Genomic DNA, 24,816 nt, shown 5'->3' with positions numbered 1-24,816 from the left:
CCTCTATCTTAGTAGTTTGTATGGTCGCCCTCAATCAGCTTTTGCGATAAGCTTTAATACTGTGACTATACCACTCTTGCATTTCCTTTGATGGTGGTGTCATATAATCCCCATACATCTGAGTTAAAAATTGGTCATATTTTTTTGGAACTGGTAACATACGACCTTCAAACTCAGTTAAGATGAGTTCTTTAAAGGTATCAACTGGGAAGACTTCTTTCATTCCTTCCTTACCGATCCCAACTCCTCCTTCATATTGAGGAGTGCTGGTTGCAGCATTTTTGATTAGCTGATCAATTTTCTTGTAAAAGTAACGGGGATTGACCACTCGGAGGGCGTACCAGCTACATAATCTTAGAAAATCTTTTAATTTGCTGTCACCGTGAACTGCGCGTGATTTTTTGATATAAGCTAGTTGACGAAGGGCCACATACTTATAGCTCTTGTCTACAATGCTCAGGTCTGTAAAGCGATCAATTGGGAAGACATCGATGAAAAGGCTGGTGTCATGACGTTTGTACTTAACATGGTCTTCGATAACAGTAGAAGTGTCCAAAATTGATGCGAAATTATGGAAGTACCAAGAAGATGTATCGTAGGAGAGAACCTTGTAGCGAGGATGATTTTCTTTCTCAATAATCTTCAGTAAGCGCTCATAATCTTCACGATAGAGAGATATATCAATATCATCATCCCAGGGAATCATACCTTTGTGGCGGATAGCTCCAAGCATGGTTCCATAACTTAGAAAGTAAGGAATATCATGTTTCTTACAAGTCTCATCAATATAGTCTAGCAGGGCTAGTTGAATTTCTTTAATTTCTTCTTTTTCTAAATACTGCATCCTAATCCTCCAATTTGTAAGCGTGAAATTCATGACTGTAAAAGCGTTTTTCTTCTGGCGGTAGGGTCATATAATCTCCATAAAACTGCGTTAAAATAGTATCAAAATTTTCTGGTGCAGGAAGGGTCAAATTTTCAAAGGGCAAATCGATTGTTTTATCGAAGGTACCACTTGGGAAGACTTCCTTTTCCTTAAATTTTGAAGGGATAAAAGCCATATACTGCCCATTTTCACGACTATATTTTTGAATTTCTTTCTCAATTTTATGTGCGAAATAACGAGGAGAAACAGGTCTAAGGAGCAACCAAAAGGCTGTTCGTATCCAATCTTTTAAAAGGCTATCCTTATAGACAATATTTTTGTGTTTACTGAAAGACAGTAGTTTGAAGCTTTCCAGTTTGTAACAAGTATCAATGACCTTAGGATCATCAAAGCGATCCATAGGGAAAATGTCAATAAAGACACCAGACTCATAGGTTTTTGTATTCCGAGTATCAATAATTTTAGTCGTACTGTCGGTTATTTTGATAAAGTTGTTAAAGTAGTTTTTATCTGTTTCTAAGGATAAAAGTTTGTATTTACTTTTTTCCTTTTGAAAAATGTTTATAAATCGTTGGTAGTCTTCTCGAGGCATGGACAGATCAATATCGTCGTCCCAAGGAATAAAGCCCTGATGTCGAACCGCCCCAATCAGAGTACCGTAGTTAATAATATAGTTGATATTGTGCTTTTTACAGAGAGTATCAATATAATCCAAAATTTCTAATTCAATTTGTTTGGCATCTTCAATGGTTAGTTGTTTCATTCTATACTCCTAAGATTTTTTGAATTTATTTTTTAAGGCTAGGACATGGTTTAAAAATTCATAGAAAATGCTATCTTTGGTGAAGGCAAGTAGACCAATATAAGAGATGGCTGATAGCAAGACAATCAAACCAGTATTCATCAAAAATGGCAAATTAATGACCATATCCACAGGATACAAGAAATTAATCAGGAAATAAATTCCTACAAAGGAAAGTGAAAAGAGCGAGTATCGAACAGTATAGCTAAAGATATGTCCTAAGTGAATAAGTTGTTTTCTATGGATGAAAATGATATAGAAAACAAGTAGAGAGGCCTCTGATAGCATAGTTGTCAGTAAGTAGTATTCAGGAGCCACGATATGGTTGAAAAAGAGGAGACTATTTAAGCCCAAATTGACTAGCCCTGCAAAGACTGTATAGACTGTGATTCGTTTTTCATAGCCATTTGTAAAGAGAATTTGGGAACCAAGAATGGTATCCAGTGCCAGGATAATCGTGCGAAAAGCGAAGAGAGAGGTTAAGATACTGCCTCCGATATATTTTTCACTACCATAAAGTAGGATAGCATTTGGTCCTAAAACCATGAGTCCGAAACTCAGTGGAATGATAAAGAAGTTAAAGATTCGACTTCCTCTGTTAACCAGAGAAACATAGGCTTCTTTGTCTCCTTTTCCTAGATAGTAACTGAGACGAGGCACACTCACTCCAATTGCACCTGTTACAACTCCAGCTATAACGGTCACAATTCGCTGAGCCATGGTATAGTAACTAACGTTGACATCAATCCCTGTTTTAACGAGGAAGAGACGATCCAAAAAAGTGAAGAGCATATTGGCATTGGCAAAGACCAACATGGCTGTTAAAGGGAGAAAGAGTGGTTTAAAATCACTTAGGTGAATCTTAACAAGTTTGATGTCTCTTTTAATCCAAAAATAACTAATCAGATAGTTAATTAGTGTCGATAAACTCATTACAAGTGTATAGACAACAATATCGTGTTCATTTTTGACAAACAGGAAAATAGAGGCTAGCATCAGGATACGGATGAATGCAGTCTTGTAAAAGAGAAAACTGTAATTTTCCAGAGCTTCATTGACCCATTCAATTGAAAAAATCTGGGCAATGAGTTGAATCCCCATAACAAGGTAGACTTTTTTGACAATTGGATTATCTGTAAAGAAGAGAGGATAGGCTAGGATATAGACAGCGGTAGTCAAAATTGTACAAGCTATGCACAAATAAAAAAGACTAGAGAAGGTTCTATTCAGATCTTTTTTGTTATCCTTGACATTACTGATGGCCCGTAAACCGTAGTTATAGACCCCATAAGTCGCAAAGGGCAAGAAAAATGACAAAATAGTGTCAACTGAGTTGAAGTAACCATAGTCAGTTCGGTCCAAGACACGCGCGACATAGGTTCCAGTTAGGATGGGAAAAATAATATTTAAGACACGAATTCCCATGTAGGATAGAGCATTTAATTTTATACTTTTCATTCAATTTACCTCGTTTTTCATTATATCATAAAGTCAGCTAATAAGAAATGAAGGGAAGTAATACTCTTCGAAAATCAAATTCAAACCACGTCAGCGTCGCCTTACCGTACTCAAGTACAGTTACGGCTAGCTTCCTAGTTTGCTTTTTGATTTTCATTGAGTATAAGTCAAGTAATCACTTTGAAGTTTCAAAGCTTAATTTTAAGTTTTCTTTAAGGAAAGTATATTATTCTGAAGAACTCTAAAATTTCACAGCCATTTATCGGTAATGACTACAGAATTCCTAGTCATTACTAGAAATGGACTAGTTTCTTTGAATAATAGAACTCCTTAATCCTCCTATTCTAGAACGGGATGATTAGTATTTCTTTCATGATAGGACTAGATTGTGGTATAATAGAGAGAATAAGTTTTTTTGTAAGACAAAGGAGAAAATAGATGATTTATGCAGGAATTCTTGCTGGTGGAACTGGCACACGCATGGGAATCAGTAACTTGCCAAAACAATTTTTAGAGCTAGGTGATCGACCTATTTTGATTCATACAATTGAAAAATTTGTCTTGGAACCAAGTATTGAAAAAATTGTAGTTGGGGTTCATGGGGACTGGGTTTCTCATGCAGAAGATCTTGTAGATAAATATCTTCCTCTTCATAAGGAACGTATCATCATTACAAAGGGTGGTGCTGACCGTAATACGAGTATTGAGAAAATCATTGAAGCCATTGATGCTTATCGTCCGCTTACTCCAGAGGATATCGTTGTTACCCACGATTCTGTTCGTCCATTTATTACACTTCGCATGATTCAAGACAATATCAAACTTGCGCAAAATCATGACGCAGTGGACACAGTGGTAGAAGCGGTTGATACTATCGTTGAAAGTACCAATGGTCAATTCATTACAGATATTCCAAATCGTGCTCACCTTTATCAAGGACAAACACCTCAAACATTTCGTTGCAAGGACTTCATGGACCTTTATGGCTCTCTTTCTGAAGAAGAGAAGGAAATCTTGACAGATGCATGTAAAATCTTTGTGATTAAAGGAAAAGATGTGGCCTTGGCCAAGGGTGAATACTCAAATCTGAAGATTACAACCGTAACAGATTTGAAGATTGCAAAAAGTATGATTGAGAAAGACTAGTAAAATGATTAATCAAATTTATCAACTAACTAAGCCTAAGTTTATCAATGTCAAATACCAGGAAGAGGCTATTGACCAAGAGAATCATATCCTCATCCGCCCTAATTATATGGCGGTCTGTCATGCGGATCAGCGTTACTACCAGGGAAAACGTGATCCAAAGATTTTGAATAAAAAACTTCCAATGGCAATGATTCACGAGTCATGTGGAACCGTTATTTCTGACCCGACGGGAACCTACGAGGTTGGTCAAAAAGTTGTCATGATTCCGAATCAGCCTCCTATGCAGAGTGATAAAGAATTCTATGAGAACTACATGACAGGGACCCATTTCTTGTCTAGTGGCTTTGATGGCTTTATGAGAGAATTTGTTTCTCTTCCTAAAGATCGTGTGGTGGCTTATGATGCTATCGAAGATACGGTTGCAGCCATTACAGAGTTTGTAAGTGTCGGTATGCACGCTATGAATCGTCTATTGACCCTTGCTCATAGCAAGCGGGACCGAATCGCCGTTATCGGAGATGGAAGTTTAGCATTTGTGGTTGCCAATATTATCAACTATACTTTGCCAGAAGCAGAGATTGTGGTTATTGGTCGTCATTGGGAAAAGTTGGAACTCTTCTCTTTTGCCAAAGAATGCTATATCACTGATAATATTCCTGAAGATTTGGTCTTTGACCATGCTTTTGAGTGTTGTGGTGGTGATGGTACTGGACCAGCTATCAATGATTTGATTCGCTACATTCGTCCTCAGGGAACGATTCTCATGATGGGTGTTAGCGAGTATAAAGTCAATCTCAATACACGCGATGCCTTAGAAAAAGGCTTGCTCTTGGTTGGTTCCTCTCGTTCTGGTCGCATCGATTTTGAAAATGCAATCCAAATGATGGAAGTCAAGAAATTTGCCAATCGTCTTAAAAATATCCTTTATCTAGAAGAACCTGTAAGAGAAATTAAAGATATTCACCGTGTCTTTGCGACCGATTTAAACACAGCATTTAAAACAGTGTTTAAGTGGGAAGTATAAGTGCTGGAGGTTAATTGTGGAGAAAATGATTAAAGAAAAAATTTCTTCCCTACTTAGTGAAGAAGAGGAAGTCCTCAGTGTTGAACAACTGGGGGGAATGACCAATCAAAACTATTTGGTCAAAACAACAAATAAGCAATACATTGTTAAGTTCTTTGGTAAAGGGACAGAAAAGCTGATCAATCGTCAAGATGAAAAGTATAATCTTGAACTACTAAAGGATTTAGACTTAGATGTAAAAAATTATCTTTTTGATATTGAAGCTGGTATCAAAGTAAATGAGTATATCGAATCTGCGATTACGCTTGATTCAAGGTCAATCAAAACCAAATTTGATAAAATTGCTCCAATATTACAAACTATTCATGCTTCTGGTAAGGAATTAAGAGGAGAATTTGCTCCTTTTGAAGAAATCAAAAAATACGAATCTTTGATTGAGGAAAAAATCCCTTATGCTAACTATGAAGCAGTTAGAGAAGAAGTCTTCTCCTTAGAGAAAAGATTGGCTGACTTAGGTGTTGACAGAAAATCTTGTCATATCGATTTGGTGCCTGAAAACTTTATCGAATCACCTCAAGGACGACTTTATCTGATTGACTGGGAATATTCATCAATGAATGATCCAATGTGGGATTTGGCAGCCCTCTTTTTAGAGTCCGAATTCACTCCCCAAGAGGAAGAAGCTTTCTTATCTCACTATGAGAGTGAGCAAACACCTGTCTCTCGTGAAAAGATTGCCATCTATAAAATTTTGCAAGATGCTATTTGGAGTCTATGGACTGTCTATAAGGAAGAGCAAGGCGCAGATTTTGGTGACTATGGTGTGAATCGTTACCAAAGAGCTGTTAAAGGTTTGTCATATTATGGAGGTTCAGATGAAAAATAAAAATGGAGTTTCTTTTGGTCTACTCTCAGGTATTTTCTGGGGTTTAGGTCTAACGATTAGTGCTTATATCTTTTCGATTTTTACAGATTTGTCGCCCTTTGTGGTGGCTGCTGCTCACGATTTCTTGAGTATCTTTATCTTACTAGCTTTTCTTTTGGTAAAAGAAGGAAAAGTTCGTCTCTCAATTTTCTTAAATATTCGCAATGTTAGTGTTATCATCGGAGCCTTGCTAGCAGGCCCTATTGGTATGCAGGCCAATCTTTATGCGGTTAAGTATATCGGAAGTTCCTTAGCTTCATCTGTATCGGCTATTTACCCTGCGATTTCAGTTTTATTGGCTTTCTTCTTTTTGAAGCACAAGATTTCAAAAAATACTGTGTTTGGGATTGTCTTGATTATTGGAGGGATAATTGCTCAGACCTATAAGGTTGAACAGGTCAATTCCTTCTACATTGGGATTCTCTGTGCTTTGGTTTGTGCTATTGCATGGGGAAGCGAAAGTGTTCTTAGCTCTTTTGCCATGGAAAGTGAATTGAGTGAAATCGAAGCCCTCTTAATCCGTCAAGTGACTTCATTCTTGTCCTATCTGGTGATTGTGCTCTTCTCTCATCAGTCATTTGCAGAAGTGGCCAATGGACAATTGCTAGGTCTTATGATTGTCTTTGCAGCCTTTGATATGATTTCCTATTTGGCTTATTATATCGCTATCAATCGCTTGCAACCAGCCAAGGCTACAGGCTTGAACGTGAGCTATGTAGTATGGACAGTCTTGTTTGCAGTTGTTTTCTTGGGTGCACCGCTAGATATGCTGACAATTATTACGTCACTTGTCGTTATTGCTGGAGTTTATATTATTATTAAAGAATAAAGGAGATTCGTGTGAAAGCAATCATCTTAGCAGCGGGATTGGGAACTCGCTTGCGTCCTATGACTGAAAATACCCCTAAAGCCTTGGTTCAGGTTAATCAAAAACCTTTAATTGAATACCAAATTGAGTTTTTAAAAGAAAAAGGGATCCATGATATCATCATCATCGTTGGTTACCTTAAAGAACAATTCGATTACTTAAAAGAAAAATACGGTGTTCGCCTCGTTTTCAATGATAAATACGCTGATTACAATAACTTTTACTCTCTCTATCTTGTAAAAGAAGAATTAGCTAACAGTTATGTTATTGATGCGGATAACTATCTCTTCAAAAATATGTTCCGCAATGATTTGACACGTTCTACTTATTTTAGTGTTTATCGTGAAGATTGTACCAACGAATGGTTCTTGGTCTATGGAGATGACTACAAGGTTCAAGACATTATTGTTGATAGCAAGGCAGGTCGTATCCTTAGTGGTGTATCCTTCTGGGATGCTCCAACCGCAGAAAAGATTGTTAGCTTTATCGATAAGGCTTATGCAAGTGGTGAATTTGTTGATCTCTACTGGGACAATATGGTTAAGGATAACATCAAAGAGCTAGATGTCTATGTTGAAGAATTAGAAGGCAATAGCATCTATGAGATCGATAGTGTCCAAGATTATCATAAATTAGAAGAAATTCTTAAAAACGAAAATTAAAAATTTTGTATGTGAGTTATAGTCTCGATAAAAATAGTTACATCAAAATGAAATAGGAATTAGGCGAATCAATTGGGGAAGTCAAATTAATGTGTTCGTATCCTATTTCAATCTATTATACAAGAAAAGTACAAATAAAAAATCTCCAGATTAGGAACCGTCAGTGAGTTCTCTAGTCTGGAGATTTTTCAATATACTTCGTTATTGGGCGGTTACGATTTACTATAAATGAGTATAAAATTGAGTTTTGTCTAGCTTCTAGCTCATTCATTTGCTGTCTTAGATAACTCGCGTCCCACTTGACCATCTTTTAAACAATTAATCTCGGAAACAGCGCTATTCTTAGCCGTGTCAACACTATTTTGGGCTTGGCTTGGTCAATTTGAGGTGTTGCATCGTATTCTTTGGACTCTATGGCTGCTTTCACAGCATTCTCCTCTTTCGTAAGATGTTGGATACCATTAATCGTAGCCTTCTTCTCGTTAGCTTTTGTCTGTAGTTCGCGCTTAGCCCCCTCTCTATCGATTGGTGCTGTAGCTCTAACGCTATTTGTCGAGAATCCAGACTTCATTCCTTCACTGAATGTTTCATCTGTTCCTTTCCTCACGTAGGCAACCACTACTCTGACATCTCCTTCTCCAAGTTTTGGATCTCGGTATTCAGGTGGAACAAAATTAAAAGTTCCAGAAACAGTGACACGTGTCTTTGCTATAGTATGGTAGCCCTGAGCCTCATTGTTATAGCTATAAGGATTAGTTGAACCACCACGTACTAAATAAGCCATCAACTCAGCGCCATCTGGTGTGTTACCAGGTTCCGCTCTTACACCAATAGTTCCCGAAATTATCGGCTGAGTCTCGGCTTTACCTTCTAACTCCTTATTAGTTGTCGTAATCCTCGCATCAGGTAAAGGTCTAGCAATAGTTAGTGTAGTCTGATTTGTATTTCCTGAAGAATCTGTCGCAACAATCGTTACTCTGGTGTAACCATGTTTATCAGCAGGCATCCTTCCTCGCAAATCTACATATCCCAATCCGTTTGTAAGAGTTAATCCTGTCTGTGATAGTCCTGTGCCTTCCAGACCATTAACTGTAATACTCCTAACGGTCTTACCACTGAAAGATTTGACGGTTACTCGGAGGTTATTTCCATAGGCTTCACCTGTACTTAGCGTTCGTAGAGTTTCTTCACTATATTGTGGAACACTAGTTGTACCCTTACCGAATCCTATTTTCAAGGAATTATCAGCAGATCTCGCTTTCCTAGATTTAGGACTATCGCTGCTACCTTTTTCCACACCATTCTTTAATTGGGTTGTCTTTTTATACTCCTCAAGTGCAGCATTAAAGACCTCCTGATTGACAAGCCCATTTTCTGATTGTCCCAATGCTTCGTTGAGTTTATCGTAAGCTTCCTTGAGTTTTTGGACTTGTTCTGGATTTTCAGTGCTGGTCTTCAGTTCTTGGAGGAGATGATGGATTTTGTCCGATAGAGGATAGCTACCTGAACCATTTGTGTAGTCTGTAATTTCCTCCGCTGTTTCCTTGGTTTCTAAAATATTGTTAAAAATTAGTTTGAATTTCTCAAATAATTTATTCAGTTATTACTTCATTCTGCTATAAAAAATCAAGCAACTCCTTCTTACAATGGCAAAAACCAGTATGTAACAAAAAATTAATAATTCTGACATTTCAAGATACAGAGCTTGCAATCATTGATAAAATCAGCTACCATGAGTAAGTAAGTAAGTAAGTAAGTAAGTAAGTAAGTAAGTAAGTAAGTAAGTAAGTAAGTAAGTTTTATTGTCCCGATTATGATATAATGATTAAGCTAGATAAACTGTGCTAGTAGGAGAAACGATCTTTTCCGCTAGATGTAAACATGAAACTTCCTTTCCTAAAAAACATGACAAAATGATTAATAATTGCTAAGCCTACTAGACAGTTACCCTAGTTTTTTGAATAGAATGAATAGATAAAAAGGGGTTACGAACATGACGCCAGAAGAAATGTACCTGACAGATCGATTAGACGTACAGATAGCTCATTTTTTAAAGAAAAGCGTTCAACATCGTAGACGCTATAAGGTATTAAAAATAACAGAAATCGTGGCAGGTTTTCTCATAGCTGTTTTTTGTGCTATTCCTATGCCAGGTGATCGCTACCGTTTGATTTCGGTTGCCTTATCCAGTCTCGGCTTGCTGTGTGAGGGAATTCTCAATTTGTATAATGCCAAGGAACACTGGATTTCTTACCAAAAGACTGCGCAACTCCTGGAAAGGGAAAAATTTCTCTATCAATGTCAAACAGAGAAATATGCAGGAAAAACCAAGGCTTTTGCCCTATTTGTCAAGACATGCGAAGGTCTTATCTCAGAGGAAATCAATCAGTGGGAAAGTATCCAGTCAAAAGAAGTGGCAGCTAGTGCAGATGCTCCAGAGAAAAAAGAATAGGAGGTGGAGGAAATGTCTCAATCCAGCTACCTATTGCCCTTGCTCTGGTTGAAAAAAGAAGCCGATAAGGAAAAGATGAGTGCGACCCAGTGCCAGATATTTTTCTTTTATTATCAACTGTTTGAACTCTTATTTGCTAGAGAAAGCGACTTGAGAGACTTATGTCTGGGAAGGCAAGGTTTTTATTTCTCGCAGTTAGAGAAAGATTTGCTTTCTGGAGTTTCCCAATTTCTAAAAACCTTGGAGGGGAAAGGGACTCTCAAGGCTAATCAAGAAGTATCAGCTCGCAAAGCCCTTTTTCTAGCCTTGACAACTAGCCAGTCAGATTGGCAGGCTTTGGCTCCTGTTTTTGATTTTTATCAGACTATCGGGAGACTTGAACATCCTTCTCTCTTGAGTTCTCAGGACAGACAATATCTGATGTGGATTTACCAGTCAGCTTTGGAGAAGGATTATAGTGTCAAGGTAATTGGCGACAAGCATTTTGTATTGAAGAGACAAGATGCTACTAAATTGACAGCGCGCCAAACTCAAACTTTGGAAGTTCTGAGTCAATCAGAAGACTTGGTCAATCCTGTCTATGTTACATTAGGAGAAAAGGGGGTGCTCTTGCTTGATTAAGAGAGGAGATGTTGTGGCTCTTTATTTGCCTTTTCCGACTATTAGTAGCGATTTGGCTGTGAAGAACCATATGTATATCTGTATTGACAACAGCATGACTAAAAACAAAGAGTTGGTTAAAAATCAGACCTTCAAACCAGCTCTCTTGACCAGACGTTTGGTCAAGAACTTTATGATAGAAGAGCCGGATCTAGCTCGTAATCCTTTTACAAGACCAACCTTGATTGACTTAGATAAGGTATTTATGTTGGATAATACGGTCATTCCGACTTCTTATCTAGCCAGACGGAGACGTAATGTCTCAGAAGAATTGTACGAGGAAATTTTAGATCACTTAGTCCAACCACGGCTGATTTCGCTGAACAAGTCTGAGTTTATGCAACTCAATCCAGGAACTTATTAGGAGGTAGAAGATGACAAATAAAGCAGTAAATGACTTTATACTAGCTATGGATTACGATAAAAAGAAACTCTTGACCCATCAGGGAGAGAGTATTGAAAATCGTTTCATCAAAGAGGGGAATCAGTTACCCGATGAGTTTGTTGTTATCGAAAGAAAGAAGCGGAGCTTGTCGACAAACACAAGTGATATTTCCGTGACAGCTACCAACGACAGTCGCCTCTATCCTGGAGCGCTTCTCGTAGTGGATGAGACCTTGTTGGAGAATAATCCCACTCTTCTTGCGGTCGATCGTGCTCCGATGACTTATAGTATTGATTTGCCTGGTTTGGCAAGTAGTGATAGCTTTCTCCAAGTAGAAGATCCCAGCAATTCAAGTGTTCGCGGAGCGGTAAACGATTTGTTGGCCAAGTGGCATCAAGATTATGGTCAGGTCAATAATGTCCCAGCTAGAATGCAGTATGAAAAAATCACGGCTCACAGCATGGAACAACTCAAGGTCAAGTTTGGTTCTGACTTTGAAAAGACAGGGAATTCTCTTGATATTGATTTTAATTCTGTCCATTCGGGCGAAAAGCAGATTCAGATTGTCAATTTTAAGCAGATTTATTATACAGTCAGCGTAGACGCTGTTAAAAATCCAGGAGATGTGTTTCAAGATACTGTAACGGTAGAGGATTTGAGGCAGAGAGGAATTTCTGCCGATCGTCCTTTGGTCTATATTTCGAGTGTTGCTTACGGGCGTCAGGTCTATCTCAAGTTGGAAACCACGAGTAAGAGTGATGAAGTAGAGGCTGCTTTTGAAGCTTTGATAAAAGGAGTCAAGGTAGCTCCTCAGACAGAGTGGAAACAGATTTTGGACAATACAGAAGTGAAGGCGGTTATTTTAGGGGGCGACCCAAGTTCGGGTGCCCGAGTTGTAACAGGCAAGGTGGATATGGTAGAGGACTTGATTCAAGAAGGCAGTCGCTTTACAGCAGATCATCCAGGTTTGCCGATTTCCTATACAACTTCTTTTTTACGGGACAATGTAGTTGCGACTTTCCAAAACAGTACAGACTATGTTGAGACTAAGGTGACAGCCTACAGAAACGGTGATTTACTGCTGGATCATAGTGGTGCCTATGTTGCTCAATATTACATTACTTGGGATGAATTATCCTATGATTATCAAGGTAAGGAAGTCTTGACTCCTAAGGCTTGGAACAGAAATGGCCAGGATTTGACGGCTCATTTTACCACTAGTATTCCTTTGAAAGGGAATGTTCGCAATCTCTCTGTCAAAATTAGAGAGTGTACCGGACTTGCCTGGGAATGGTGGCGTACGGTTTATGAAAAAACCGACTTGCCACTAGTGCGTAAGCGGACGATTTCTATTTGGGGAACGACTCTTTATCCTCAGGTAGAAGATAAGGTAGAAAATGATTAGGAGAGAAGAATGTTTGCGACAAAAAGAGTGAATGGTGATTTGTTTTCAGGACTGATCACAGATGTGGATGAGGAAATCATGAATAGCGATCAAAATCGTCTTGATATTGATACTATTGTCATCCACCATAATGGTGGGCTGAGTGATGAAGGGGCTAGAAGTACTTGGTATGTCTCTACAGGTCATGGCACATCTGCTCACTATCAGGTGACTCCTGATAAGATATGGGGGTGTGTTGGTGAAGAGAGCGTCGCTTATCATGCTGGCAACTATGAAGTCAATCAGCGTTCGATTGGTATTGAACACTTAAATAACCGTGGGGAACCTGACTGGACGATTGCAGAGGAAACCTACAGGAACTCAGCACGTTTGATTGCAGATATTTGTGATCGTTATAATTTGCCAATCAATCGTGAGACCATCCATCCTCACCAGGAATTTACTGCTACAGATTGTCCTGGTGGGATTGATCTAAATCGGCTCATCCAGATGGCGGCTGAGATTCTTGCTGGAGATTGTTTCCAAGCATCGAAAGAGGAACAGCCTCGAGATGGAAATAGAGAGTATCTAGTGCGTGTGGTGGATGATGATCTCTACATCCGAACAGGTCCAGGTGTAGATTATCCTGATGACGGATTTTGTCCTCTTGGGACTTTTACTATCATGCAGGTAGAAGAAGCAGATGGCTATACTTGGGGCTTGTTGAAGTCAGGTAGGGGCTGGATCGCACTAGACTATACAGAAGAAATCAAATAGAAAAAGGAGAAAGAATGAAACTAAAAAGTAAAGAAGACCGCAAAGGGGAAAAGGTTTTTCGTTATTCAATAAGGAAGTACCACTTTGGTGCTGCCAGCGTTGCCGTTGCGGCGCTGATGTTTTTTGCCAATGGGACAGTGCAGGCACAAACACCTGACATTTCTCCAGCGACAGAGAGCGGAACGGCTAGAACCAGCGCCCTTGTAAGCGATTCCTCGGGGGGGGGGGTATCTGAAGAGCTAAGTGAAAAAACTTCTGACACAGATCCCAGTCAGTCTGAGCAATCTAGCCAAGGTAATCAAAAGCTTCAAGAAGCATCAGATGAAAACAAGTCTCTAGTAAAAGATAGCGAAGAAGGCAAGGGAGAAAACCAAGCAGAGACAAGCCGTCCTACTGTAGATAAGTCACTAGCCGAGTCTGCACAATCCAGTCTGCAAGCTCTACTTGCCAATCTGACACCGGACTCTATGAAAGAACTCCATGCTCGTGTAGAAGCAGGACTAGCACAAGCTAAGGCGGTTCTTGACAATCCAAACTCCAGTCAAGAAGAGGTTGATGCTCAAGTTCAAGTCATGAAAGGCTTGACTGAGGAGGTCAACAAGGCTTTGGCTGGTGGACTCATATCCCCAGCTCAGCTTGGGGAAGGAGGGAGTGCAACTCCGAGTGAAGCAACCTTAACTCCTAAACGAGGGCGAGGTCGTAGGGGACAACTAACCCCTCCTGCCACGCCAGCACCAGTAGAAAATCAAGAAACTAAGGAAACAGCGGAAGAAGCTACAGACTACACAAATGGTTCAGGTAGCTATCCTCTATCGGACAAAATCCATCATCTCCTCCAAGAACTGAAGACCAGCACTGAAAATCCAGAACAAGTCCAAAAACTCAAGGAAGCTTACGATAAACTCAACGAAGCATTGGGACAATCAGAAAATGGGCTTGTCAATCAGGAGGTCTTTAATGCTGCACTTGAGGAGTATAAAAAGACAACCCAATTAAAGAATGGTGTGGAAAAAGGTAGCAGCGATAGTCCTAAATCTAGGAAAGCGAGATCTGCTGATAATTCCTTGAAAATAGGATTCGGTAAGGGTACAACTAGTGTTCCACAATATAGTGAAGAAACTCTACGAACGCTAGGTACAGGTGAAGCCTATGGAAATAACCTCCGAGTAACCGTCAAATCTTTCAGTGGTAAGACCGTTAGGAGTATTACAGTTAATGGTCTGGAAGGCACAGGACTATCACAGACAGGATTAACTCTTACAAACGGATTGGGATATGTAGATTTGCGAGGAAGGATGCCTGCTGATAAACATGGTTACACCAGAGTAACGGTTGTTGCGACAGATTCTTCAGGAAATACAAATCAGACTACACTAACTATTGCTAGAGCTTTACCTGATGCGAGGATTACGACAACTAATAAGGAGTTAGAAGGTAAAGCCGAGACTCAGCCGATAATTTCGGGAACTATTGGTGTAAGAGCGGAACCTGGTAACACACCAGATGGCGCTGAGTTGATGGCTTATTTAGTACGTGGTGGTTCAACTAATCCTTATAGCTATAACAATGAGGCTCAGGGCTACCATACTATAGCAAAGACACGTGTCACTGTTTCTGGAACTTTTAATTTTGTTCCACCTGAATACCGAGATCCAAAACTTGGAGAAGGAGATGTCAGAGTAGTGGTTGCCTACGTGAGGAAAGGAACAGATGAAACATTCAGTGAAGGAATGAAGTCTGGATTCTCGACAAATAGCGTTAGAGCTACAGCACCAATCGATAGAGAGGGGGCTAAGCGCGAACTACAGACAAAAGCTAACGAGAAGAAGGCTACGATTAATGGTATCCAACATCTTACGAAAGAGGAGAGGGATGCGGCAATCAACAAAGTTGAAGCAGCCTTACGTGATGCGAAATCTAAAGTTGATGCGGCAACCAATCAAACAGGTGTTGAACAAGCTAAGCAGAATGGTCTGACTGCGATTGATAGTGTTGATAATCCAACCCCAGCAACGCATACAGCAGCCTACGAAAAACTTGATCAAAAAGCTAACGAGAAGAAGGCTACGATTAATGGTATCCAACATCTTACGAAAGAGGAGAGGGATGCGGCAATCAACAAAGTTGAAGCAGCCTTACGTGATGCGAAATCTAAAGTTGATGCGGCAACCAATCAAACAGGTGTTGAACAAGCTAAGCAGAATGGTCTGACTGCGATTGATAGTGTTGATAATCCAACCCCAGCAACGCATACAGCAGCCTACGAAAAACTTGATCAAAAAGCTAACGAGAAGAAGGCTACGATTAATGGTATCCAACATCTTACGAAAGAGGAGAGGGATGCGGCAATCAACAAAGTTGAAGCAGCCTTACGTGATGCGAAATCTAAAGTTGATGCGGCAACCAATCAAACAGGTGTTGAACAAGCTAAGCAGAATGGTCTGACTGCGATTGATAGTGTTGATAATCCAACCCCAGCAACGCATACAGCAGCCTACGAAAAACTTGATCAAAAAGCTAACGAGAAGAAGGCTACGATTAATGGTATCCAACATCTTACGAAAGAGGAGAGGGATGCGGCAATCAACAAAGTTGAAGCAGCCTTACGTGATGCGAAATCTAAAGTTGATGCGGCAACCAATCAAACAGGTGTTGAACAAGCTAAGCAGAATGGTCTGACTGCGATTGATAGTGTTGATAATCCAACCCCAGCAACGCATACAGCAGCCTACGAAAAACTTGATCAAAAAGCTAACGAGAAGAAGGCTACGATTAATGGTATCCAACATCTTACGAAAGAGGAGAGGGATGCGGCAATCAACAAAGTTGAAGCAGCCTTACGTGATGCGAAATCTAAAGTTGATGCGGCAACCAATCAAACAGGTGTTGAACAAGCTAAGCAGAATGGTCTGACTGCGATTGATAGTGTTGATAATCCAACCCCAGCAACGCATACAGCAGCCTACGAAAAACTTGATCAAAAAGCTAACGAGAAGAAGGCTACGATTAATGGTATCCAACATCTTACGAAAGAGGAGAGGGATGCGGCAATCAACAAAGTTGAAGCAGCCTTACGTGATGCGAAATCTAAAGTTGATGCGGCAACCAATCAAACAGGTGTTGAACAAGCTAAGCAGAATGGTCTGACTGCGATTGATAGTGTTGATAATCCAACCCCAGCAACGCATACAGCAGCCTACGAAAAACTTGATCAAAAAGCTAACGAGAAGAAGGCTACGATTAATGGTATCCAACATCTTACGAAAGAGGAGAGGGATGCGGCAATCAACAAAGTTGAAGCAGCCTTACGTGATGCGAAATCTAAAGTTGATGCGGCAACCAATCAAACAGGTGTTGAACAAGCTAAGCAGAATGGTCTGACTGCGATTGATAGTGTTGATAATCCAACCCCAGCAACGCATACAGCAGCCTACGAAAAACTTGATCAAAAAGCTAACGAGAAGAAGGCTACGATTAATGGTATCCAACATCTTACGAAAGAGGAGAGGGATGCGGCAATCAACAAAGTTGAAGCAGCCTTACGTGATGCGAAATCTAAAGTTGATGCGGCAACCAATCAAACAGGTGTTGAACAAGCTAAGCAGAATGGTCTGACTGCGATTGATAGTGTTGATAATCCAACCCCAGCAACGCATACAGCAGCCTACGAAAAACTTGATCAAAAAGCTAACGAGAAGAAGGCTACGATTAATGGTATCCAACATCTTACGAAAGAGGAGAGGGATGCGGCAATCAACAAAGTTGAAGCAGCCTTACGTGATGCGAAATCTAAAGTTGATGCGGCAACCAATCAAACAGGTGTTGAACAAGCTAAGCAGAATGGTCTGACTGCGATTGATAGTGTTGATAATCCAACCCCAGCAACGCATACAGCAGCCTACGAAAAACTTGATCAAAAAGCTAACGAGAAGAAGGCTACGATTAATGGTATCCAACATCTTACGAAAGAGGAGAGGGATGCGGCAATCAACAAAGTTGAAGCAGCCTTACGTGATGCGAAATCTAAAGTTGATGCGGCAACCAATCAAACAGGTGTTGAACAAGCTAAGCAGAATGGTCTGACTGCGATTGATAGTGTTGATAATCCAACCCCAGCAACGCATACAGCAGCCTACGAAAAACTTGATCAAAAAGCTAACGAGAAGAAGGCTACGATTAATGGTATCCAACATCTTACGAAAGAGGAGAGGGATGCGGCAATCAACAAAGTTGAAGCAGCCTTACGTGATGCGAAATCTAAAGTTGATGCGGCAACCAATCAAACAGGTGTTGAACAAGCTAAGCAGAATGGTCTGACTGCGATTGATAGTGTTGATAATCCAACCCCAGCAACGCATACAGCAGCCTACGAAAAACTTGATCAAAAAGCTAACGAGAAGAAGGCTACGATTAATGGTATCCAACATCTTACGAAAGAGGAGAGGGATGCGGCAATCAACAAAGTTGAAGCAGCCTTACGTGATGCGAAATCTAAAGTTGATGCGGCAACCAATCAAACAGGTGTTGAACAAGCTAAGCAGAATGGTCTGACTGCGATTGATAGTGTTGATAATCCAACCCCAGCAACGCATACAGCAGCCTACGAAAAACTTGATCAAAAAGCTAACGAGAAGAAGGCTACGATTAATGGTATCCAACATCTTACGAAAGAGGAGAGGGATGCGGCAATCAACAAAGTTGAAGCAGCCTTACGTGATGCGAAATCTAAAGTTGATGCGGCAACCAATCAAACAGGTGTTGAACAAGCTAAGCAGAATGGTCTGACTGCGATTGATAGTGTTGATAATCCAACCCCAGCAACGCATACAGCAGCCTACGAAAAACTTGATCAAAAAGCTAACGAGAAGAAGGCTACGATTAATGGTATCCAACATCTTACGAAAGAGGAGAGGGATGCGGCAATCAACAAAGTTGAAGCAGCCTTACGTGATGCGAAATCTAAAGTTGATGCGGCAACCAATCAAACAGGTGTTGAACAAGCTAAGCAGAATGGTCTGACTGCGATTGATAGTGTTGATAATCCAACCCCAGCAACGCATACAGCAGCCTACGAAAAACTTGATCAAAAAGCTAACGAGAAGAAGGCTACGATTAATGGTATCCAACATCTTACGAAAGAGGAGAGGGATGCGGCAATCAACAAAGTTGAAGCAGCCTTACGTGATGCGAAATCTAAAGTTGATGCGGCAACCAATCAAACAGGTGTTGAACAAGCTAAGCAGAATGGTCTGACTGCGATTGATAGTGTTGATAATCCAACCCCAGCAACGCATACAGCAGCCTACGAAAAACTTGATCAAAAAGCTAACGAGAAGAAGGCTACGATTAATGGTATCCAACATCTTACGAAAGAGGAGAGGGATGCGGCAATCAACAAAGTTGAAGCAGCCTTACGTGATGCGAAATCTAAAGTTGATGCGGCAACCAATCAAACAGGTGTTGAACAAGCTAAGCAGAATGGTCTGACTGCGATTGATAGTGTTGATAATCCAACCCCAGCAACGCATACAGCAGCCTACGAAAAACTTGATCAAAAAGCTAACGAGAAGAAGGCTACGATTAATGGTATCCAACATCTTACGAAAGAGGAGAGGGATGCGGCAATCAACAAAGTTGAAGCAGCCTTACGTGATGCGAAATCTAAAGTTGATGCGGCAACCAATCAAACAGGTGTTGAACAAGCTAAGCAGAATGGTCTGACTGCGATTGATAGTGTTGATAATCCAACCCCAGCAACGCATACAGCAGCCTACGAAAAACTTGATCAAAAAGCTAACGAGAAGAAGGCTACGATTAATGGTATCCAACATCTTACGAAAGAGGAGAGGGATGCGGCAATCAACAAAGTTGAAGCAGCCTTACGTGATGCGAAATCTAAAGTTGATGCGGCAACCAATCAAACAGGTGTTGAACAAGCTAAGCAGAATGGTCTGACTGCGATTGATAGTGTTGATAATCCAACCCCAGCAACGCATACAGCAGCCTACGAAAAACTTGATCAAAAAGCTAACGAGAAGAAGGCTACGATTAATGGTATCCAACATCTTACGAAAGAGGAGAGGGATGCGGCAATCAACAAAGTTGAAGCAGCCTTACGTGATGCGAAATCTAAAGTTGATGCGGCAACCAATCAAACAGGTGTTGAACAAGCTAAGCAGAATGGTCTGACTGCGATTGATAGTGTTGATAATCCAACCCCAGCAACGCATACAGCAGCCTACGAAAAACTTGATCAAAAAGCTAACGAGAAGAAGGCTACGATTAATGGTATCCAACATCTTACGAAAGAGGAGAGGGATGCGGCAATCAACAAAGTTGAAGCAGCCTTACGTGATGCGAAATCTAAAGTTGATGCGGCAACCAATCAAACAGGTGTTGAACAAGCTAAGCAGAATGGTCTGACTGCGATTGATAGTGTTGATAATCCAACCCCAGCAACGCATACAGCAGCCTACGAAAAACTTGATCAAAAAGCTAACGAGAAGAAGGCTACGATTAATGGTATCCAACATCTTACGAAAGAGGAGAGGGATGCGGCAATCAACAAAGTTGAAGCAGCCTTACGTGATGCGAAATCTAAAGTTGATGCGGCAACCAATCAAACAGGTGTTGAACAAGCTAAGCAGAATGGTCTGACTGCGATTGATAGTGTTGATAATCCAACCCCAGCAACGCATACAGCAGCCTACGAAAAACTTGATCAAAAAGCTAACGAGAAGAAGGCTACGATTAATGGTATCCAACATCTTACGAAAGAGGAGAGGGATGCGGCAATCAACAAAGTTGAAGCAGCCTTACGTGATGCGAAATCTAAAGTTGATGCGGCAACCAATCAAACAGGTGTTGAACAAGCTAAGCAGAATGGTCTGACTGCGATTGATAGTGTTGATAATCCAACCCCAGCAACGCATACAGCAGCCTACGAAAAACTTGATCAAAAAGCTAACGAGAAGAAGGCTACGATTAATGGTATCCAACATCTTACGAAAGAGGAGAGGGATGCGGCAATCAACAAAGTTGAAGCAGCCTTACGTGATGCGAAATCTAAAGTTGATGCGGCAACCAATCAAACAGGTGTTGAACAAGCTAAGCAGAATGGTCTGACTGCGATTGATAGTGTTGATAATCCAACCCCAGCAACGCATACAGCAGCCTACGAAAAACTTGATCAAAAAGCTAACGAGAAGAAGGCTACGATTAATGGTATCCAACATCTTACGAAAGAGGAGAGGGATGCGGCAATCAACAAAGTTGAAGCAGCCTTACGTGATGCGAAATCTAAAGTTGATGCGGCAACCAATCAAACAGGTGTTGAACAAGCTAAGCAGAATGGTCTGACTGCGATTGATAGTGTTGATAATCCAACCCCAGCAACGCATACAGCAGCCTACGAAAAACTTGATCAAAAAGCTAACGAGAAGAAGGCTACGATTAATGGTATCCAACATCTTACGAAAGAGGAGAGGGATGCGGCAATCAACAAAGTTGAAGCAGCCTTACGTGATGCGAAATCTAAAGTTGATGCGGCAACCAATCAAACAGGTGTTGAACAAGCTAAGCAGAATGGTCTGACTGCGATTGATAGTGTTGATAATCCAACCCCAGCAACGCATACAGCAGCCTACGAAAAACTTGATCAAAAAGCTAACGAGAAGAAGGCTACGATTAATGGTATCCAACATCTTACGAAAGAGGAGAGGGATGCGGCAATCAACAAAGTTGAAGCAGCCTTACGTGATGCGAAATCTAAAGTTGATGCGGCAACCAATCAAACAGGTGTTGAACAAGCTAAGCAGAATGGTCTGACTGCGATTGATAGTGTTGATAATCCAACCCCAGCAACGCATACAGCAGCCTACGAAAAACTTGATCAAAAAGCTAACGAGAAGAAGGCTACGATTAATGGTATCCAACATCTTACGAAAGAGGAGAGGGATGCGGCAATCAACAAAGTTGAAGCAGCCTTACGTGATGCGAAATCTAAAGTTGATGCGGCAACCAATCAAACAGGTGTTGAACAAGCTAAGCAGAATGGTCTGACTGCGATTGATAGTGTTGATAATCCAACCCCAGCAACGCATACAGCAGCCTACGAAAAACTTGATCAAAAAGCTAACGAGAAGAAGGCTACGATTAATGGTATCCAACATCTTACGAAAGAGGAGAGGGATGCGGCAATCAACAAAGTTGAAGCAGCCTTACGTGATGCGAAATCTAAAGTTGATGCGGCAACCAATCAAACAGGTGTTGAACAAGCTAAGCAGAATGGTCTGACTGCGATTGATAGTGTTGATAATCCAACCCCAGCAACGCATACAGCAGCCTACGAAAAACTTGATCAAAAAGCTAACGAGAAGAAGGCTACGATTAATGGTATCCAACATCTTACGAAAGAGGAGAGGGATGCGGCAATCAACAAAGTTGAAGCAGCCTTACGTGATGCGAAATCTAAAGTTGATGCGGCAACCAATCAAACAGGTGTTGAACAAGCTAAGCAGAATGGTCTGACTGCGATTGATAGTGTTGATAATCCAACCCCAGCAACGCATACAGCAGCCTACGAAAAACTTGATCAAAAAGCTAACGAGAAGAAGGCTACGATTAATGGTATCCAACATCTTACGAAAGAGGAGAGGGATGCGGCAATCAACAAAGTTGAAGCAGCCTTACGTGATGCGAAATCTAAAGTTGATGCGGCAACCAATCAAACAGGTGTTGAACAAGCTAAGCAGAATGGTCTGACTGCGATTGATAGTGTTGATAATCCAACCCCAGCAACGCATACAGCAGCCTACGAAAAACTTGATCAAAAAGCTAACGAGAAGAAGGCTACGATTAATGGTATCCAACATCTTACGAAAGAGGAGAGGGATGCGGCAATCAACAAAGTTGAAGCAGCCTTACGTGATGCGAAATCTAAAGTTGATGCGGCAACCAATCAAACAGGTGTTGAACAAGCTAAGCAGAATGGTCTGACTGCGATTGATAGTGTTGATAATCCAACCCCAGCAACGCATACAGCAGCCTACGAAAAACTTGATCAAAAAGCTAACGAGAAGAAGGCTACGATTAATGGTATCCAACATCTTACGAAAGAGGAGAGGGATGCGGCAATCAACAAAGTTGAAGCAGCCTTACGTGATGCGAAATCTAAAGTTGATGCGGCAACCAATCAAACAGGTGTTGAACAAGCTAAGCAGAATGGTCTGACTGCGATTGATAGTGTTGATAATCCAACCCCAGCAACGCATACAGCAGCCTACGAAAAACTTGATCAAAAAGCTAACGAGAAGAAGGCTACGATTAATGGTATCCAACATCTTACGAAAGAGGAGAGGGATGCGGCAATCAACAAAGTTGAAGCAGCCTTACGTGATGCGAAATCTAAAGTTGATGCGGCAACCAATCAAACAGGTGTTGAACAAGCTAAGCAGAATGGTCTGACTGCGATTGATAGTGTTGATAATCCAACCCCAGCAACGCATACAGCAGCCTACGAAAAACTTGATCAAAAAGCTAACGAGAAGAAGGCTACGATTAATGGTATCCAACATCTTACGAAAGAGGAGAGGGATGCGGCAATCAACAAAGTTGAAGCAGCCTTACGTGATGCGAAATCTAAAGTTGATGCGGCAACCAATCAAACAGGTGTTGAACAAGCTAAGCAGAATGGTCTGACTGCGATTGATAGTGTTGATAATCCAACCCCAGCAACGCATACAGCAGCCTACGAAAAACTTGATCAAAAAGCTAACGAGAAGAAGGCTACGATTAATGGTATCCAACATCTTACGAAAGAGGAGAGGGATGCGGCAATCAACAAAGTTGAAGCAGCCTTACGTGATGCGAAATCTAAAGTTGATGCGGCAACCAATCAAACAGGTGTTGAACAAGCTAAGCAGAATGGTCTGACTGCGATTGATAGTGTTGATAATCCAACCCCAGCAACGCATACAGCAGCCTACGAAAAACTTGATCAAAAAGCTAACGAGAAGAAGGCTACGATTAATGGTATCCAACATCTTACGAAAGAGGAGAGGGATGCGGCAATCAACAAAGTTGAAGCAGCCTTACGTGATGCGAAATCTAAAGTTGATGCGGCAACCAATCAAACAGGTGTTGAACAAGCTAAGCAGAATGGTCTGACTGCGATTGATAGTGTTGATAATCCAACCCCAGCAACGCATACAGCAGCCTACGAAAAACTTGATCAAAAAGCTAATCTTACCCTTGCTCTTATTGACGAAAATGCGAATCTCTCTCTATTTGAAAAAGAGGAAGCTAAAAACCAAGTAAGACAGGTTCTTCAAGACGCGCTTAAGAGAATTGATCAAGCCAAAACACAAGATGAAATCGATCGAGCGAAGCAAGCAGCTTTATCTAGCATGGATCAGATTCTAGCCGAGGCTATTGCTAAAGCTAATAGTAGAAGACTGTCTGGCCAAGATAAGGATGGTAGTCAAACACCGGCTTCTCCTTCGGATACAGATCAGTCTGGGACAAGTCCTGTGAATCCGCCATCTGCTACAAGAAATCGAAGAACTCCTCCACGTCGCGCTCGTAGAAGCGTTGGATTTGTAGGGAATTCCCAAACAGGTACAAACCCATCGGCTGTGGACAAGTCAGAACTTCGTACTCTAGTAGAGGATCTGGAACGTCGCTTGCAAGACTTGGCAGGTCTATCTCCTGAAGTACTTGAAGAAGCACAGCGTATTTTGGGAGAGGCGCAAGCAGCTCTTGATAATGAAAACTTAACAGCTCAAGAATTGGCAGACCTCCTTGCTAAAGTTAGACAGGTTCTCAATTCTCTACAAACTGGCACATCAGCTGATAAGAGTCAGTCTGCGTCAAACTTAAATAAAGAAGCAGAAAGTACCAAGGGAGCTAAAAATGAGACAGAAGTCCCTCTATATGGTGTCTTAGGAGCTGCAGTTCTTTCTCTTCTAGGAGCTCTCCTCTTTGCAGTAGCTCGTAAAAAATCCTCTCAACTAGATAAGCTTTCAAGAGAATTGCACCAGCTTGTAGTTGAGCTAGAGGCTAGCGACAAGGATAAAAAAGTTCTAAACAAGGCTAAGAAATTAGCTGATGAAGCACGACTCTTTGTAGATAGCCATCAAAAAGATTCTCAAAAAGAAGCAGAACTAATTTCTGAAATCAAGACTGTTCTCAGTCAACTCAAAGAAGAATTCTAGTTTTGAAGAAAACACTACTTTCAGGAACTGAGTGAGTAGCTTTGTAGCTATGATGAGGAAATAATAAAATCTCCAGATTAGGAACCGTCAATGAGTTCTCTAGTCTGGAGATTTTTCAATATACTTCATTATTGGGGGATTACAAATAGTCGGATGTTTTTTTGATTTTTT

The 24,816-nt window shown here is 40.9% G+C and carries 15 protein-coding genes; 11 read left to right on the top strand and 4 right to left on the bottom strand.

Features of this window, described 5'->3' with window-relative positions; genetic code table 11:
- Positions 1–34: 34 nt before the first annotated feature.
- From ACLV7Q_RS05695 to tacF, 3 genes are read right to left on the bottom strand one after another with little or no spacing between them, the layout of a single operon-like run.
- On the bottom strand, positions 35–844 hold the full coding sequence (locus ACLV7Q_RS05695; RefSeq protein ID WP_218757930.1) for a LicD family protein: 810 nt from the start codon (positions 842–844) through the stop codon (positions 35–37).
- Position 845: 1 nt separating this feature from the next.
- Positions 846–1,649 (bottom strand): LicD family protein, encoded by an 804-nt coding sequence (locus tag ACLV7Q_RS05690; RefSeq protein ID WP_218757929.1) that lies wholly within the window; start codon positions 1,647–1,649, stop codon positions 846–848.
- Between the two features lie 9 nt (positions 1,650–1,658).
- On the bottom strand, positions 1,659–3,146 hold the full coding sequence (gene tacF, locus ACLV7Q_RS05685; RefSeq protein ID WP_218757928.1) for a type IV teichoic acid flippase TacF: 1,488 nt from the start codon (positions 3,144–3,146) through the stop codon (positions 1,659–1,661).
- 438 nt (positions 3,147–3,584) lie between these two features.
- Here tacF and ACLV7Q_RS05680 point away from each other — a divergent pair, with 438 nt between their 5' ends.
- Genes ACLV7Q_RS05680 through ACLV7Q_RS05660 form a run of 5 tightly spaced genes read left to right on the top strand, consistent with a single transcriptional unit; the run spans position 3,585 to position 7,774 of the window.
- A complete protein-coding gene (locus ACLV7Q_RS05680; protein WP_218757927.1) occupies positions 3,585–4,292 on the top strand; it encodes a 2-C-methyl-D-erythritol 4-phosphate cytidylyltransferase in 708 nt (235 codons plus the stop codon).
- A gap of 4 nt (positions 4,293–4,296) precedes the next feature.
- Positions 4,297–5,319 (top strand): ribitol-5-phosphate dehydrogenase, encoded by a 1,023-nt coding sequence (locus tag ACLV7Q_RS05675; protein WP_218757926.1) that lies wholly within the window; start codon positions 4,297–4,299, stop codon positions 5,317–5,319.
- 16 nt (positions 5,320–5,335) lie between these two features.
- Entirely contained in the window at positions 5,336–6,205 is an 870-nt protein-coding gene (locus ACLV7Q_RS05670) for a phosphotransferase (protein WP_218757925.1), read from the top strand.
- Complete coding sequence (locus ACLV7Q_RS05665) at positions 6,195–7,073, top strand: DMT family transporter (RefSeq protein WP_004269680.1); 879 nt, start codon at positions 6,195–6,197, stop codon at positions 7,071–7,073. Before ACLV7Q_RS05670 ends, ACLV7Q_RS05665 begins: the two co-directional genes overlap by 11 nt.
- A gap of 11 nt (positions 7,074–7,084) precedes the next feature.
- On the top strand, positions 7,085–7,774 hold the full coding sequence (locus ACLV7Q_RS05660; RefSeq protein WP_020902399.1) for a CTP--phosphocholine cytidylyltransferase: 690 nt from the start codon (positions 7,085–7,087) through the stop codon (positions 7,772–7,774).
- 310 nt (positions 7,775–8,084) lie between these two features.
- Here the strand turns inward: ACLV7Q_RS05660 and ACLV7Q_RS05655 are convergent, their stop codons facing one another.
- On the bottom strand, positions 8,085–9,161 hold the full coding sequence (locus ACLV7Q_RS05655) for a hypothetical protein (RefSeq protein WP_411865996.1): 1,077 nt from the start codon (positions 9,159–9,161) through the stop codon (positions 8,085–8,087).
- Between the two features lie 606 nt (positions 9,162–9,767).
- On the opposite strand from ACLV7Q_RS05655, the gene ACLV7Q_RS05650 reads away from it, so the two are divergent.
- From ACLV7Q_RS05650 to ACLV7Q_RS05625, 6 genes are read left to right on the top strand one after another with little or no spacing between them, the layout of a single operon-like run.
- Positions 9,768–10,226, top strand: a complete 459-nt coding sequence (locus tag ACLV7Q_RS05650; protein WP_031222784.1) for a DUF4231 domain-containing protein — start codon at positions 9,768–9,770, stop codon at positions 10,224–10,226.
- Between the two features lie 12 nt (positions 10,227–10,238).
- The gene (locus ACLV7Q_RS05645) at positions 10,239–10,847 is read left to right on the top strand and encodes a hypothetical protein (protein WP_164226945.1); all 609 of its coding nucleotides are present in this window, start codon (positions 10,239–10,241) and stop codon (positions 10,845–10,847) included.
- On the top strand, positions 10,840–11,250 hold the full coding sequence (locus tag ACLV7Q_RS05640; protein ID WP_000595757.1) for a hypothetical protein: 411 nt from the start codon (positions 10,840–10,842) through the stop codon (positions 11,248–11,250). The genes ACLV7Q_RS05645 and ACLV7Q_RS05640 overlap by 8 nt, the downstream gene beginning before the upstream one ends.
- Before the next feature lie 10 nt (positions 11,251–11,260).
- Positions 11,261–12,676, top strand: coding sequence for a cholesterol-dependent cytolysin pneumolysin (gene ply, locus ACLV7Q_RS05635; protein ID WP_411865995.1), 1,416 nt, complete (start codon positions 11,261–11,263; stop codon positions 12,674–12,676).
- Positions 12,677–12,685: 9 nt separating this feature from the next.
- A complete protein-coding gene (locus tag ACLV7Q_RS05630; RefSeq protein ID WP_218758112.1) occupies positions 12,686–13,432 on the top strand; it encodes an N-acetylmuramoyl-L-alanine amidase in 747 nt (248 codons plus the stop codon).
- A 14-nt stretch (positions 13,433–13,446) separates the two neighbouring features.
- Positions 13,447–24,645: a DUF1542 domain-containing protein gene (locus ACLV7Q_RS05625; protein ID WP_411865994.1), complete on the top strand. Its 11,199-nt coding sequence runs from the start codon at positions 13,447–13,449 to the stop codon at positions 24,643–24,645.
- The last annotated feature ends 171 nt before the right edge of the window (positions 24,646–24,816 follow it).

The sequence above is a fragment of the Streptococcus mitis genome (assembly GCF_965111725.1).
Classification (GTDB): Bacteria; Bacillota; Bacilli; order Lactobacillales; family Streptococcaceae; genus Streptococcus; species Streptococcus mitis_DV.
This window is presented reverse-complemented; position numbering and strand designations above follow the sequence as displayed.